The sequence below is a fragment of the Pseudoclavibacter sp. RFBI5 genome, from assembly GCF_002931395.1.
GTDB lineage: Bacteria > Actinomycetota > Actinomycetes > Actinomycetales > Microbacteriaceae > Pseudoclavibacter.
The window spans coordinates 49,309-62,577 of record NZ_PSYA01000013.1 but is presented as its reverse complement, the minus strand read 5'-3'; the positions used below and the strand labels follow the sequence as shown (position 1 = coordinate 62,577).

Sequence of the window (13,269 nt, the reverse complement as noted above, 5' to 3'; positions counted from 1 at the left end):
TGCCGTTGATCCGGAGTCGCGCGGAGGGTTCGCTGAATGCATGACTTCGCCAGTGCCCCCAGGAGCAGCGCCCCAGTCCTCGTCCTCGGTGGCAATTTCGACCTTCTCTCGCCCGGGGCACGGCACCAGGAACCGCTGGGGCGCGGTTGCCCTCATGGCTGCGGCCACGTTCATCGTCGTCGCGGCGGAGATGATGCCCGTCGGTCTTCTCACTCCCATGAGCGCGTCGCTCGCTGAACGCGAGGGGACGATCGGTCTCTCTCTCACGATCACCGGCCTGGTCGCAGCGGTCACAGCCCCGTTCATCCCCATCGTGACCGGGCGGGTCGACCGTCGTGCGACGCTGATCGCGCTGATGGTGCTCGTCGCCGCGGCCAACGCGCTCACCGCCATCTCCGGGACTTTCCTCGTCCTCGCGGCCGCCCGAGTGCTCCTCGGGCTGAGCATGGGAGGCGTCTGGGCCCTTGCGGCGAGCCTCGCTCCCAGACTCGTCGGAGCCCGTGCCGTGGGGCTCGCGACCACGGTCATCTTCAGCGGGATCGCGCTCGCTTCCGTCCTCGGAGTCCCCATTGGCACCTATGTCGGCGCTGTCCTCGGATGGAACGCGGTGTTCTGGGGCCTTGCTATCGCCGCGGCACTCATCGCGCTCACGATGGCCACCACCCTGCCGGCGATGCCGTCGGAGGAGGCGGTTCCGCTCAACGTGCTGGTCCTGGCCTTCAGGAACCCGGGGGTCCGAGCGGGGCTCGCGATCACGGCCCTGTTGGTGACGGGGCACTTCTCGGCGTACACCTACGTCCGTCCGGCACTCGAGGTGGTCGCCGGGCTCGGGGCACCTGCCATCGGAACCCTGCTCGTGTTCTACGGGGCCCTCGGGGTTGTCGGGAACTTCGCGGCCGGTGCGCCTGCGGCCAAGATGCCGAGGGGCGTGATCGTGGGCCTGAGTCTGGGGCTCGTCTGCGTGCTCGCACTGTTCCCCTCGCTAGCGACCGCGACGGTTGCTGCCGCGGTGCTAATGGCCGCATGGGGATTCTTCTACGGTGGCATCTCCGTGAGCACCCAGGCCTGGATCGCCCGGGCGGCGCCCGAGCAACGCGAATCCGTTGCCGCCCTCTGGGTCAGCGTGTTCAACGCGAGCATCGCTCTCGGCGCGTTCGCCGGTGGCAGGATGCTCGACAGTATGGGGCCGAGCCCGGTCTTCTTGGTCAGCGCAGGCATTGGGGCGACCGCCTTCCTGGTGGCGATCATCCGGACCCCCGAGAGCGACGCGCGACGCGTGTCTTGAGGGTTGGCTTCCGGCCTGCGATCACGCCGGGACACCACTGCAGAGCGCATCGCTGTTGCCGAGGCGTCGTACATCCGGCGGCACGGGGCGGTCTCAGCAAACTCGCGGGCACCCCGCTTCTCATTTAGCTAGGTTAACTAGATAAATATCTGCAGGGCTCGAGGGAGAGCGGCCAACTCCGACCCCCTCACAGAGAGAGGGTCGCCATGTCGAACTCAAGTCGGTGCACGTCGAGCTGTGGCCCGGTGCGAGGCGGCGCGCGATGAGCACGGTCGTGGCAGAGCGGCCACGTGCCGACGGGGGATCGGAGTCAGGAGACGAGAGGCTGGATGCAGATCTCGTGCTCGTGGGATCCGGAGACCGTGCAGCGCTGTCTCGTCTCTACGACGCCCTGAGCCCGACGATGTTCGCGCTGGCGCTCAGACTCCTCAATCGGGAAGATCGAGCACAGGAAGCCACCACCCACGCCTGGTTGACGATCTGGCAGTGCGCGCCTCGTCTTCCGCAGGGGCGTGCGCGGCAGACGATCCTGGCCGCGACGGTTCGATCGGTCTCGAAGCTGGCAGAGGTCGAGTGACCCCGAGCGCGTCATGAGGGTGGTGCGCTGGCAGTTGTGCTCAGAAGCCTTGTCCCATGTTCGGACCCGCTTCAGACGCCGCTCAGCTCGACGGCGGCCCCGGCCTGCGCCGCTGAACACTTCGTTCCTGGCATCGTCGCCGGTAACGTGGAAATGTACGCACTGACCGGAGTCCGTCCACTTCTTCGCGCTCGAAGGAAGCTGTCATGACCTCTCCTGAAGCACCGTCCGCTCCGCCGCACTCGATCCGCCAGCTCGACCAGCCCGGGGACCTCGCCTGGGTACTGCTCGCCCACAAGGCCTTCTCGGACTCCTTCGAGGATGGCCGCACCTACGAGCGTCTTGTCGCGCACGCCATCGAGGGCTATGCCGCCGTCGAGGAACGCGAGCGTGAAGGGGCATGGATCGCCGAGCTCGACGGAAGACGCGTGGGATGCGTCTTCTGCATGCCCGGGGAGGACGGCGAGGCCGCCCTCTTGCGGCTGCTGATCGTCACACCCGACGCGCGGCGCCGCGGCATCGGCCGGGCACTCGTCGACACCGGCATCGACTTCGCCCGGAGACGAAACGCCTCACGTGTCGAGGTCTGGAGCGCCCGGGAGTTCACCGCCGCCGCTGGCTTCCTCCAGAGCGCCGGTTTCTCCCTGCTCTCCCAGGAGCTCGACCCGCGATTCGAACGGGACGTCGTCGGGCAGCGATGGGCTCGCCCCCTCGAGGCCTTCTCCACTCGATGAGCCGCGGATGTTCCCCGCGACCGAGCGTCGCGGGGGTGTCGACGGGCACATATTGGTGTCGGGAGAGAGTGAGACACTGCCGTGATGACTGAGCAGACCCCGCATCTCGTGACTCTCGACCTGACCGACGAAGATCGCCACTCCGTCCTCATCAACGCACTCCAGGAGTACGCCGACGCCGCCCTCGACAAGGTCGAGCGCCCGGAGAGCACCACCGCGGAGCGCGACCACTTCCAGATCCTGGCGACCACCGCCCAGGGCTTCGTCGACGAGATTCTGGCCGCAAGCGGTCATGCAGCTCCGGTCCCGGCACCTGATCTGTCCTCGACCTGACGATCGCGCGGACCCGGAGCCCCGAAGGCCGCTGACTGGCCGCGTGGGCAGGCGCGACTGTTCGCAAGGATGGGGTGCCAAGCGGCGTGTTTCGTCACGCTGGATGCATGGAAACGCAACGAACCGCAGACGCACACCCCACCGATCCAGCAACGAACGTTCGAAGCGGCAAGCCCAGGAAGGCGACCGCAGTCATCGCCGCTGCCAGCGTGCTCGCCGCCGGCGCGATCGGCGTCGGGGCATGGTCGAACGCAGCCAACGCCGACGCCAGTCCGGATCCGCACGAGGCGACCATGCAGGCGCTCGTCGACGCGGGATACCCCGGCGTGCTCGCATCCGTCACCGACAGCGAGGGCAGGACCTCGAACCTCGCTCTCGGACAAGGGGACATCGCCACTGGGGAGGCGCCGCCCCTGGACGGGGAGGTGCGCATCGGCAGCAACACGAAGATGTTCGTCTCGACGATCGTCCTCCAGCTCGCCGATGAGGGGCAGGTTGCCCTCGACGAGCCGATCGACACGTACCTGCCCGGTCTCATCACGGGGGACGGGGTCGACGGCACGAAGATCTCCGTGCGCCAGCTCCTCCAGCACACCGCTGGCCTGCCCGAGTACGCGGACAAGATCGCGGCGGACGCGTTCGGCGCGCAGGAGACGTACATCTCTCCCCGGGCCATGCTCGATATCGCGTTCGAGCGGCCCGCGGCGTTCGCCCCAGGGGAGCGGTGGGGATACAGCAACACCAACTACCTCGTGCTCGGACTCATGATCGAGGCCGTCACGAAACGGGCACTCGCCACCCAGATCGACGAGCGCATCGTCGCGCCGCTCGGCCTCGAGCACACCTACCTGCCCGCGCCAGGCGAACGGCAGCTGCGCGGCGAGCACCCCCGCGGGTACCACGCTGAGACGGCCGGCGACCTCCGGGACATCTCCGAGCTGGACCCCGCGTTCGGCTGGGCCGCCGGCGCGCTCGTGTCCACGCCGTCCGAGCTCAACACCTTCATGCGCGCCCTCCTCGACGGCCGACTCCTGAGCGAGGCGGCGCTCGCGGAGATGCAGACGACCGTCCCCGCCGGGGATGAGCTGACCCCTGGTGCCGCGTACGGCCTCGGCCTGCAGCGCTACCCGCTGTCCTGCGGCGGAGTCGCCTGGGGGCACGGGGGAGACATCCCCGGAACGCAGACCCGCAACGCCATCGGCCCGGACGGCACCGCCGTGACGATCGCCGTCACCGCGCTCCCCTGGGCGGTTGTCTCGCCCGACGACAACGAGCGGCTTCTCGCGCAGTACCGCATGGTCATCGACGCCCTCGACGAGACGCTGTGCGGGCAGTAGCAGACGACGAGTTCGCGCCGGGTGATGGCCTCGTCAGGGGCCACCACCCGGCGTGGTTGAATCGAGTCATGCGCCCATCGCCGCGGAACTCGGCCGTGATGGTCGCCCTCTGGTCGGCGACGCCCAGTCTCCTCGTGCTGGCGGGTGCCGTCGGATTCCTTGCGATCGGCACCTGGGATCGCGCCCTCTTCGCGTCTGTCCCCGGAACCGGGTCACCGCTGGTGCTGGCGAGCCTCATCGCTGTCCAGGCGCTGCTGCTGTGGCCGAGCCGCTTCCGCCCGCTGCCCGTGTTCGCGGCGATCGTCGGCATCGATCTCGCGATCCTCGGCACGACGGCCGGGGAGCTCGGCATCGGCGCGCTCGCCGTGGGCGTCGCGTCGTACCGGGTCGTGCGGCAGCTGCCCCACAGGGCGGCGCTCATCGCACTCGGCGTCGGGGCGGCCGCGACGACCACGGTCGGTGGCGTTGCAATGCTGCTCGGGTCACGCGAGGCGCCGCTCGTCCTGACCGCCACGCTTCTCCTGCGCATCCTGCTCCTCTACGTCCTTCCCGCGGGCATCGCGGACTACGTGCTCGGTCGGGAACGCTTGACGGATGCGCTCCGAGAGCAGGCGCGCATGGCCGAGCAGCGTCAGGCGGAACGGGCCCGCGGCGAACTCAGGGCGGAGCGCACTGCCCTCGCACGCGAACTCCACGACATCGCCGGCCACCACCTGTCGGGCATCATCGTCAGCGCGCAGGCGGCAACCACCCTGACCCGCTCCGACCCTGACCGGGCGAGGGCCATGATGCAGGGCATCCAGGACGACGCACGCACGACGCTCGTCGATCTCCGGCGCACCGTTGGACTGCTGCGCAGCGACGACGACGACGAACGCACGGGCGGCCCTGAGCGCCCGAGCCCCACCCCGAACCTGGAGGGGATCGCGACGCTCGTGGATGCCGCGCGGGAGCGTGGTCAGGCCGTCGACTTCCGTGTAGCCGGTGCGCCTCGACCGCTCGGCCCGCTGACGGAGGCCACCGCGTACCGCATGGTGCAGGAGTCATTGGCGAACGCGGCACGTCACGCCCGGGGTGCACGCAGCGACGTCAGCGTGCGGTTCGGTGACGACGGCGTGGAGATCATCGTCGCGAACGCGCCAACCAGGCCCGGAGCGGATGCGGTCGTGCCACCTGCGCCCGCGCAGCCGGGGTACGGGCTCTCCGGCATGGCCGAACGAGCCGAGCTCGTGGGTGCGACTCTGAGCACAGGACCGACGAGCGACGGCGGCTGGCGGAATGCGCTCACGATCCGTGGCACGGGCCAAAGCCCGAACCGTGACAGGGAGATCTCATGATCCGGATCCTCATCGCCGACGACCAGGCGGTCGTGCGCGCCGGGCTGTCGGTGATCCTCGGCGCGGAGCCCGACTTCGACGTCGTCGCCGAAGCCGCCGACGGTGCAGAGGCGGTCCGGCTCGCTCGCGAGCTGAGCCCCGATGTGGTCTGCATGGACATCCGCATGCCGGGAACCGACGGCATCGCTGCGACGCGGATGATCGCTGCAGAACCGTCGCTCGACGCTGCGGTGCTCATCCTCACCACCTTCGACGTCGATGCGGACGTGTTCGCGGCGCTCGAGGCCGGGGCGGCCGGGTTCCTCCTCAAGGGCGCGGATGAGGCGACGCTGCTCGCCGCGGTCCGGTCGGTCGCCGCAGGGCACGGGACGCTCGACCAGCGCCTCACCAGGCGCATCCTCCACGAATTCGCCGAGCGGCGCCGGCCCGTGTCGCAGCCAGCCCCGACGACGGGGGTCGAGTTGACGGAGCGGGAGCTCGACGTCCTCGGGCTCCTCGCGCGCGGCCTGTCCAACGCGGAGATCGCCGGTGAGCTGTTCGTCGAACCCACCACGGTGAAGTACCACCTCGCGGGGCTCCTCCAGAAGACCGCGTCGAGGGACCGCCTGCAGGTCGTGCTCTGGGGCATCCGCGCGGGCCTTCTCGATGTCCGCTGAGCCCAGTCGCAGCGGAGCGCGGATGACGCGCCCTGGCGACTGCCAGGTTGCAACACGGTGACGTCGTCCCGCGCCGGGGAGCCGTGCGGTACCGACTGGGTAGACTGGCGGCAGATCGTGAGGAGCGAACGATGACGATGCAAGTGGGGCCTACAGCAGTCCCGGAACGCCTGTGGATGTCGATGATCGCCCGCGCCGTGCCCGCGCTCATCATCGCCGCCGTCATCACCTTCTCTCAAGACCACTCTGCGGCGTTCGGGTTCATCACGTTCGGTGCGTTCGCGCTCGCATCCGGCGTGCTCATCGGCTTCGAAGCCGTCGGCTTCAAGGACCACCCGGCGCGCGCGCTCACGTTCGCGCGAGCCGTCGTCTCGGCGCTCGCCGGAGGCTTCGCGCTCTTCATGGGCACCGCAGAGACCGAGCACGCGACCGCCGCCGCGTTCATCGCGACCGTCGCCACCTGGGCCCTCGTCACGGGAGCGCTCGAACTCATCAGCGCCCGCGTGGGCCGCGCCACCAAGTTCTTCTCGCGCGAGGTGCTCATCACCGGCGCCGTCACCGTGCTCCTCGGACTCCTCGTCGCGATCATCCCGCCAGACCTCCGCGTCGACTACGGCGGAATCGAGCAGGTCGAGGGCACCCTCACCGCATCCGTGCAGACCGTCGGCTACGTCGGCGCCTACCTCGCAGTGCTCGGCGTGCTGCTGGTCATCGAGGGGATCACCCTCCGCGGCATCCTCGCGGATGCACCGGCCGCCGAGCCAGAACTCACCAAGAAAGCCTGATTCCCCAGTGACACAACCCAAGCGCCGCGCGCTCATGAAGCCCTTCGAGCTGCTCGGCATCTCCGCCGTGATGGCGGGCTTCGTGCTCCTCATCCTGCTGCTCACGACACAGGACTTCCTGCTCGGCATCATCTTCGCCGGTGTCGCCTTCATCGTCTCGATCCTCGTGCTGGCGATGCTCGTGCTCTCCTACTCGCCGAATCCCGAGAACGAGATCTACCTCGACCGCTTCGAGAACGCAGAGCAGGGCGTCTCCCGCAGCGACGAAGGCGAGCAGAGCCGCGCGGCCACGCAGGCGGCGGCCGCAGACGAGAAGGCACCCGTCGGCGACGAGGCTGCAGCCGAAGCGGAGCCCTCGGAGCGCATCGGCGAACCGGAGCAGGCCGCGGCGACCGAGGAGCCCGCAGCCACGCTCCCGGCAGATGCAGAAGAGGCCCCGCTCGACGAGACGACGTCGAACGAGGCCCCAACCAGCAAGTAGCTGGAGAACCAGCGGGCGTTCCGCCCGCGCGCTCAGCCCAGGTGGTCGACGAGGCGCGACGAGGCGCCCGTGTAGCTGCCGGGAGTGAGGGCGAGGAGCGAGTCCTTCGCCTCCTGGCCGATGTCGAGGCCCGTCACGAACTCCACGAGATCGGCCTTGCCGATGCGGCGGCCGCGCGTCAGGTCCTTCAGCACAGCGTAGGGGTCGGCGATGGATGAACGACCAGCGACGATCTCGGCTCGGATGACGGTCTGGATCGCTTCGCCGAGCACCTCCCAGTTGCCGTCGAGCTCGTTCGCCAGCAGCTCCTCGTCGACGGCGATCTCGCGCAGTCCACGCGTCACGTTGTCGAGCGCGAGCAGCGAGTGGCCGAACGCGACACCGATGTTGCGCTGCGCGCTCGAGTCGGTGAGGTCGCGCTGCAGGCGCGAGGTGACGAGCGTCGAGGCCAGCGAGTCGAGGAGAGCGCTCGAGATCTCGAGGTTCGCCTCCGCGTTCTCGAAGCGGATCGGGTTGATCTTGTGCGGCATCGTGGACGAGCCCGTCGAGCCGGCCTGCGGGATCTGACGGAAGACACCGCGCGAGATGTAGGTCCACACGTCGGTGCAGAAGTTGTGCAGGATGCGGTTGAAGCGCGACACGTCCGAGTACAGCTCGGCCTGCCAGTCGTGCGACTCGATCTGCGTGGTCAGCGGGTTCCAGGTGAGGCCGAGGCCGCTCACGAACTCGTCGGCAAGCGTCTCCCAGTCGGTGTCGACACTTGCCGCCTGGTGCGCGGCGAAGTTGCCCGTGGCACCGGCGAACTTCCCGAGATACGAGGTTTCCTCGACGCGCTTCAGCTGGCGGCGCAGTCGGTGCGTGAACACGGCGAGCTCCTTGCCCAGCGTGGTCGGCGTCGCCGGCTGGCCGTGCGTGAGCGACAGCAGGGGCACATCCCGCAGCTCGACGGCGAGCTCCGCGATGCGGTCCGCGAGACCGGAAGCCGAGGGGAGCCAGACGTCGGTGACGGCGTCGCGGATGGTGACCGCGTACGAGAGGTTGTTGATGTCCTCGCTCGTGCAGGCGAAGTGGGTGAGCTCGGCGAGCTCGCTCAGCCCGAGCTCCTCCAGGCGGGCGCGCACGTAGTACTCGACGGCCTTCACGTCGTGACGGGTGCGAGCCTCGACCTCGGCCAGCTCGTCGATGTCCTTCTGGCCGAAGTCGGTGACGAGGGCACGCAGTGCTGCGGCCTTGTCTGCATCGATCTTGTGCGAGCCGAACATCTCACGGTCGGTGAGGAACAGCAGCCACTCGACCTCCACGTGCACGCGGGCACGGTTCAGCGCGGCCTCGGAGAGGTGCTCGCCGAGACCTTCGACGCTCTTGCGGTAGCGCGAGTCGAGGGGGCTCAGCATCTGGGGAGGGAGGGGGCTCATTGTGCTCCTTGGGACGAGGACGATCCGGCGCGCGCCGTCAGCGCTGCCCGGACGACCGGCTCGATCTGACGAAGAAGCTCCTCGCACGCGCTCGTGATCAAGTCGCGCACGTGGTCGAAGAGCTGATCGTTGCCATAGTACGGGTCTGGGACTTCCGTGATCCCGCCCGGGGGCGCCGGGTGGAAGGTGAGGAGGGGCTGCACGAGCGAGCGTTGCTCGTCGTCGGAGGCCCACGCCTTGAGGATGCGCCGCTGGCCGCGGTCGAAGGTGATGATGAGGTCGAACGTGTCGAACCAGTCGACCTCGAACTGCTTCGCGCGATGGTTCTCCGCCGTGAACCCGGCCCGCTCGAGCGCGGACTGCGTGCGGGGGTCCGCCTTCTCGCCCACGTGCCATTCGCCGGTTCCCGCCGAGCTGATGCTCACGGCGCTGCCGAGGCCGATCTGCTCGACCATGTCGCGGAAGATGACCTCCGCCATCGGGGAGCGGCAGATGTTGCCGGTGCAGACGAAGATGATGCGAAAGACCGCGTCCTTGCTGTTTTTCGCCATGACGCCCATTGTCACGCATTCAGCACCGGTTCGCGTGCGTGTTCACCCGCTCTTTCGCTGCCCGTCGGAGCGAAGCCGCACTCTGCAGGCATCCGGCCTGTGGATGCGCGTCCCTCCACACCCGTGGGCGTGCATGCGTCGCCGCTTCTCCTGCCGCCGCAGGATCGGAGTCTCCGACGCACGAGAGGACCACCGCGAATGCCAGAGACCACGTCTTTCGTTCCCATCGCACCGTCGACGATCGGCCAGACACTGCCGTTCGTCGATGCCGCGAGGGAGCAGATCATCCACGCCCTGCAGCTCATCGCCCTCGACAACGCTCGCGCCCTGTACGCCTTCGGCTCGGGCACCACCGATATCTGCACGGGCCTCAGGCTGCTCGCGGTCTCCGACGCGTGGAGCTCGCCAGCGCAGCGCTGCCTTGCCATCGAGGCCGAGCTCCTCGCCGACGCGATCGGACTCGTCGCGACCGCCGCAGGGCTCGCCGAGGCCGAGTACCGCCGAGCGCATGGGGCATTAAGTCTCGAGCTCGAGGCGTTGGGGGCCCGATGAGCGGCGAGCTTGTCGTCGTCGGGCCCAGCGACGTCCGCGCCGTCGCCGTGCGCGCCGGGCTCTTCGCCGACGACTTCGAAGCGCTCCGCACGATCCTCGCCGGTCAGGAGTGGCTGCCGCCGTCCGTATGGCTGAGCGGCTCGGGCCTCACATTCGCTGCAGCGGCGGCGCAGGCCGAGGTCGCCTTCTTCGGAGGGGCGCCGCTGGAAACCCAGCTGTCCTCGCTGGGCGAGCGCATCCAGCTTGCCGCCGAGCTGTACGAGCGGGCCGAGGCGGTCTCCGCGGCCGTCGTCCAAGCAGCGGGCGCAAGCGCCGCCAGCTTCCTCGGACGCTCGTTGCCGCTGACGGTCGCGCTCCTCGGCCCGGCGGCTGGAATCGCGGCGCTCGCGGCTCTTGCGGGGGAGGCTCCGACGCTGAGCGACCCGCGGGTGCAGGAGCTCATCCGCGTCACCGTGGAGAACGCCGACGACTTCGCGCTCGGGATGCTCGGCCTCCCGCCGGTCCCCGGCGCCGACGGCAGCACTCTCGTGTCGTGGGCGCTCGCCGGGGCAGGTGTGGCGGGGCTGACCCCGAGCGATCGCTTCAGGGTGGGGAGCGCCAGCGCTCCGCTCGATGGCCGGGATGCCGCTCCCACGGGACTCCAGTCGCTGGTCGCCGCCATCCCTCCCTCGGTCGACGGAGGGCCGCAGGTGCGCGTCACGAGCTACGTCGACGCGGCCGGAGCCCAGCTCTACGAGGTCGCGATCACGGGCACCTCGAACCAGTCGTACGGCACGACGGGGAACCCCTTCGACCTGGCCGGCAACCTCGCGGCGTATGCGGGGATCGACTCGCAGTCGGTGTCCGCCGTCCTCGCTGCGATGGCAGAGGCGGGTATCGAGCCGGGCGATGCCGTCGTGTTCGCCGGCTACTCGCAGGGTGCGCTCGTCGCTGCGTCGATCGCCGGGCTGGGGAGGTTCGACACGAAGGGCCTCGTCTCGATCGGGGGTCCCATCGACGCCGAACGGCTGAGGGCGCAGCTGCAGCACCAGCAGGCTGATGGTCGGGGCGATGATGCGTCGCCCGGGAGCCGAGCCCCGATCATCGAGATCCAGCACCGGGAAGACCCGATCGTCGGCCTGCAGGGGCTCGCCCCGGATGGCGAGGATTCAACGGTCGTGCTCGCCGAGGCCGATGCGGTGACGCCGTTCGACGACGACCCGCTCGCCGCCCACGCGCAGACGCGCTACCTCGAGACCGCCGGCATGGCCGACGCGAGCGGGGTGCCTTCCCTGGATGCGGCCCGCACGGACCTCCTCGACGTCTACGACGGCTTCGAGCTCGACGAGTCGAGGCTCTACACGGTTGACCGGCTCGACCCGCTTCCGGAACCCGGTGAGGCCATCGACGAGGTGAATCGTCTCATCGAGGAGAAGTTCGCGCCCATCACGAGCAACCTCAAGCCAGACGACATCAAGATCTGAACGCCTCGATCAGGCTTCCCGACGGCGACGCTCATCGCTCTTGAGCTTCGAGTCGGCACCGCGCACCCAGCCGCCGAGCACCGCGGTGACCACCGACATGATGAGCGCTGCGAGCACCGCCCACCAGAAGCCGGAGACCTCGATGCCGAAGCCGATGCTGTCGCTGATGACCCCGACGAGCCAGAACAGGAATCCGTTGACGATGAACGAGATGAGGCCGAGCGTGAGGATGTAGAGGGGGAACGCGACGACACGCACGACCCCGCCCACCACGGCGTTCACGACGCCCCAGATCAGCCCGAACAGTGCGAGCGTGCCGATGACGCCCCAAGTCGACTCCTCGAACGGGATGACCTGGACATGCGCTTGCAGGATGAGGGTCACGACCCAGAGGGCCACGGCGTTGATGAGGATGCTCAAGATGGCTCGCATGCCCCCATTCTCCCCGATCCTGCGGTGAAGCGGCTGGGGCGCTCGCCCGCCTCGTGTCGTCGATGCCGTGCAGGGTCGGCCCGAACTGTTGGAGGATTTCTCCTGAACGGCCATGGGGTGGAGAACTAGACTGGCGAAATCTCGGGCAACCGCATGCGAGATCGGAACAGCAGGAAGGCGCCACACGACGTGACTCCAGGCGACGAGACCGTGCAGATCCTCACTCCAGAGGGAGAGGTGAAGCCGACGAAGGCCGCCGAGCCCTTCCTGGAGCAGCTTGAGCTGCTCACCACGGAGGACTACCTTCGCGCCTATCGCGACATGAGCTACGTGCGGGCGTTCGACCGTGAGTCGACCATGCTGCAGCGCCAGGGACAGCTGTCCCTGTACGTCCCCGCCGAGGGACAGGAGGCCGCCCAGATCGGCTCCGCCTACGCCATGCGCCCGCAAGATGCGGTCTTCCCCTCCTACCGCGAGCACGGCGTCGCCTTCGTGCGCGGCGTCGACCTCGTCGACGTGCTGCGCCTGCTGCGCGGCGTGACCCACAGCGGATGGTCGCCGGAAGGCCACGGCGTGCGCCCCTACACGCTGGTCATCGGCTCGCAGACCCTCCACGCGACCGGCTACGCGCTCGGCCAGAAGTTCGACGGCGCCACCGGCACCGGCGACCTCGACAAGGACGAGGCGACCGTCGTGTACTTCGGCGACGGCGCGACCAGCCAGGGCGACACCAACGAGGCCTACATCTTCGCGACGAGCTACCAGGTGCCGCTCGTCTTCTTCCTGCAGAACAACCAGTGGGCCATCTCCGTGCCCGTCTCCGTGCAGGCCAACAACCCGCTCTACAAGCGCGCGGGCGGCTTCGGCATGCCCTCGACGCACATCGACGGCAACGACGTCATGGCGAGCTTCGCCGTCACCCGCGCGCACCTCGAGCGGGCACGCGCCGGCGGTGGCCCCGGCTTCATCGAGGCCGAGACCTACCGGATGGGCGCCCACACGACGACGGACGACCCCACCAAGTACCGCACGAAGGACGAGGAGGAGTCGTGGCGCCGCCGCGACCCCATCGCCCGCCTCGGCGCGTACCTGCGCGCGCAGGACGTGGGCGAGGACTTCTTCACCGGCGTCGACGAGGCAGCGAAGGACTACGCGGCCGACGTGCGCCGCGGCGTCTTCGAGATCGAAGAGCCCGACAACGACTCCATGTTCGAGAACGTGTACAGCGACGCGCATCCGCAGCTCGAGGAAGAGAAGCAGTGGCTGCGCCGGTACGAGGCGTCCTTCGATGACAACGCGAGCCAGGAGGCAACCCGATGACCGACGTCGCC

The 13,269-nt window shown here is 69.0% G+C and carries 15 protein-coding genes; 12 read left to right on the top strand and 3 right to left on the bottom strand.

Going from position 1 to position 13,269, the window contains the following annotated elements:
• Positions 1 to 154: 154 nt before the first annotated feature.
• From C5E06_RS15850 to C5E06_RS19410, 9 genes are all read left to right on the top strand, one after another.
• Positions 155 to 1,285: an MFS transporter gene (locus C5E06_RS15850; protein ID WP_219820231.1), complete on the top strand. Its 1,131-nt coding sequence runs from the start codon at positions 155 to 157 to the stop codon at positions 1,283 to 1,285.
• Positions 1,286 to 1,547: 262 nt separating this feature from the next.
• Positions 1,548 to 1,862 carry a hypothetical protein gene (locus C5E06_RS15845; protein WP_146081405.1) on the top strand — a complete coding sequence of 105 codons (315 nt, stop codon included), beginning with the start codon at positions 1,548 to 1,550 and terminating at the stop codon, positions 1,860 to 1,862.
• A gap of 206 nt (positions 1,863 to 2,068) precedes the next feature.
• The gene (locus C5E06_RS15840; RefSeq protein WP_104307540.1) at positions 2,069 to 2,596 is read left to right on the top strand and encodes a GNAT family N-acetyltransferase; all 528 of its coding nucleotides are present in this window, start codon (positions 2,069 to 2,071) and stop codon (positions 2,594 to 2,596) included.
• Between the two features lie 84 nt (positions 2,597 to 2,680).
• Complete coding sequence (locus tag C5E06_RS15835; protein WP_104307539.1) at positions 2,681 to 2,929, top strand: hypothetical protein; 249 nt, start codon at positions 2,681 to 2,683, stop codon at positions 2,927 to 2,929.
• 107 nt (positions 2,930 to 3,036) lie between these two features.
• Positions 3,037 to 4,266: a serine hydrolase gene (locus C5E06_RS15830; RefSeq protein ID WP_104307538.1), complete on the top strand. Its 1,230-nt coding sequence runs from the start codon at positions 3,037 to 3,039 to the stop codon at positions 4,264 to 4,266.
• A 68-nt stretch (positions 4,267 to 4,334) separates the two neighbouring features.
• Complete coding sequence (locus tag C5E06_RS15825) at positions 4,335 to 5,603, top strand: histidine kinase (protein WP_104307537.1); 1,269 nt, start codon at positions 4,335 to 4,337, stop codon at positions 5,601 to 5,603.
• Positions 5,600 to 6,259 (top strand): response regulator transcription factor, encoded by a 660-nt coding sequence (locus C5E06_RS15820; protein WP_104243905.1) that lies wholly within the window; start codon positions 5,600 to 5,602, stop codon positions 6,257 to 6,259. The genes C5E06_RS15825 and C5E06_RS15820 overlap by 4 nt, the downstream gene beginning before the upstream one ends.
• A gap of 131 nt (positions 6,260 to 6,390) precedes the next feature.
• Positions 6,391 to 7,044, top strand: coding sequence for a hypothetical protein (locus C5E06_RS15815; protein WP_146080612.1), 654 nt, complete (start codon positions 6,391 to 6,393; stop codon positions 7,042 to 7,044).
• Positions 7,045 to 7,051: 7 nt separating this feature from the next.
• The gene (locus C5E06_RS19410; RefSeq protein WP_181063006.1) at positions 7,052 to 7,525 is read left to right on the top strand and encodes a hypothetical protein; all 474 of its coding nucleotides are present in this window, start codon (positions 7,052 to 7,054) and stop codon (positions 7,523 to 7,525) included.
• A 32-nt stretch (positions 7,526 to 7,557) separates the two neighbouring features.
• Here C5E06_RS19410 and purB read toward each other — a convergent pair whose 3' ends face one another.
• Both purB and C5E06_RS15800 read right to left on the bottom strand, forming a co-directional pair.
• Positions 7,558 to 8,940, bottom strand: a complete 1,383-nt coding sequence (gene purB / locus C5E06_RS15805; RefSeq protein ID WP_104243901.1) for an adenylosuccinate lyase — start codon at positions 8,938 to 8,940, stop codon at positions 7,558 to 7,560.
• On the bottom strand, positions 8,937 to 9,491 hold the full coding sequence (locus C5E06_RS15800; protein ID WP_308471438.1) for a low molecular weight protein-tyrosine-phosphatase: 555 nt from the start codon (positions 9,489 to 9,491) through the stop codon (positions 8,937 to 8,939). Before C5E06_RS15800 ends, purB begins: the two co-directional genes overlap by 4 nt.
• A 198-nt stretch (positions 9,492 to 9,689) precedes the next feature.
• On the opposite strand from C5E06_RS15800, the gene C5E06_RS15795 reads away from it, so the two are divergent.
• Together C5E06_RS15795 and C5E06_RS15790 are read left to right on the top strand one after the other, a co-directional pair.
• Positions 9,690 to 10,043 carry a hypothetical protein gene (locus tag C5E06_RS15795; RefSeq protein WP_104307536.1) on the top strand — a complete coding sequence of 118 codons (354 nt, stop codon included), beginning with the start codon at positions 9,690 to 9,692 and terminating at the stop codon, positions 10,041 to 10,043.
• Entirely contained in the window at positions 10,040 to 11,506 is a 1,467-nt protein-coding gene (locus C5E06_RS15790; RefSeq protein ID WP_104307535.1) for a hypothetical protein, read from the top strand. Before C5E06_RS15795 ends, C5E06_RS15790 begins: the two co-directional genes overlap by 4 nt.
• A 9-nt stretch (positions 11,507 to 11,515) precedes the next feature.
• Here C5E06_RS15790 and C5E06_RS15785 read toward each other — a convergent pair whose 3' ends face one another.
• On the bottom strand, positions 11,516 to 11,938 hold the full coding sequence (locus C5E06_RS15785) for a phage holin family protein (RefSeq protein WP_104243893.1): 423 nt from the start codon (positions 11,936 to 11,938) through the stop codon (positions 11,516 to 11,518).
• A 189-nt stretch (positions 11,939 to 12,127) separates the two neighbouring features.
• On the opposite strand from C5E06_RS15785, the gene C5E06_RS15780 reads away from it, so the two are divergent.
• Entirely contained in the window at positions 12,128 to 13,258 is a 1,131-nt protein-coding gene (locus C5E06_RS15780) for a thiamine pyrophosphate-dependent dehydrogenase E1 component subunit alpha (RefSeq protein ID WP_258064849.1), read from the top strand.
• The last annotated feature ends 11 nt before the right edge of the window (positions 13,259 to 13,269 follow it).

Excerpts from the sequence above, each read along its gene's own strand:
- C5E06_RS15840 (WP_104307540.1), top strand. The coding sequence starts at position 2,069 with ATGACCTCTCCTGAAGCACCGTCCGCTCCGCCGCACTCGATCCGCCAG.
- C5E06_RS15820 (WP_104243905.1), top strand. The coding sequence starts at position 5,600 with ATGATCCGGATCCTCATCGCCGACGACCAGGCGGTCGTGCGCGCCGGG.
- purB (WP_104243901.1), bottom strand. The coding sequence starts at position 8,940 with ATGAGCCCCCTCCCTCCCCAGATGCTGAGCCCCCTCGACTCGCGCTAC.
- C5E06_RS15850 (WP_219820231.1), top strand. The coding sequence starts at position 155 with ATGGCTGCGGCCACGTTCATCGTCGTCGCGGCGGAGATGATGCCCGTC.
- C5E06_RS15785 (WP_104243893.1), bottom strand. The coding sequence starts at position 11,938 with ATGCGAGCCATCTTGAGCATCCTCATCAACGCCGTGGCCCTCTGGGTC.
- C5E06_RS15825 (WP_104307537.1), top strand. The coding sequence starts at position 4,335 with ATGCGCCCATCGCCGCGGAACTCGGCCGTGATGGTCGCCCTCTGGTCG.
- C5E06_RS15795 (WP_104307536.1), top strand. The coding sequence starts at position 9,690 with ATGCCAGAGACCACGTCTTTCGTTCCCATCGCACCGTCGACGATCGGC.
- C5E06_RS15830 (WP_104307538.1), top strand. The coding sequence starts at position 3,037 with ATGGAAACGCAACGAACCGCAGACGCACACCCCACCGATCCAGCAACG.
- C5E06_RS15790 (WP_104307535.1), top strand. The coding sequence starts at position 10,040 with ATGAGCGGCGAGCTTGTCGTCGTCGGGCCCAGCGACGTCCGCGCCGTC.
- C5E06_RS15800 (WP_308471438.1), bottom strand. The coding sequence starts at position 9,491 with ATGGCGAAAAACAGCAAGGACGCGGTCTTTCGCATCATCTTCGTCTGC.
- C5E06_RS15835 (WP_104307539.1), top strand. The coding sequence starts at position 2,681 with ATGACTGAGCAGACCCCGCATCTCGTGACTCTCGACCTGACCGACGAA.
- C5E06_RS15845 (WP_146081405.1), top strand. The coding sequence starts at position 1,548 with ATGAGCACGGTCGTGGCAGAGCGGCCACGTGCCGACGGGGGATCGGAG.
- C5E06_RS15815 (WP_146080612.1), top strand. The coding sequence starts at position 6,391 with ATGACGATGCAAGTGGGGCCTACAGCAGTCCCGGAACGCCTGTGGATG.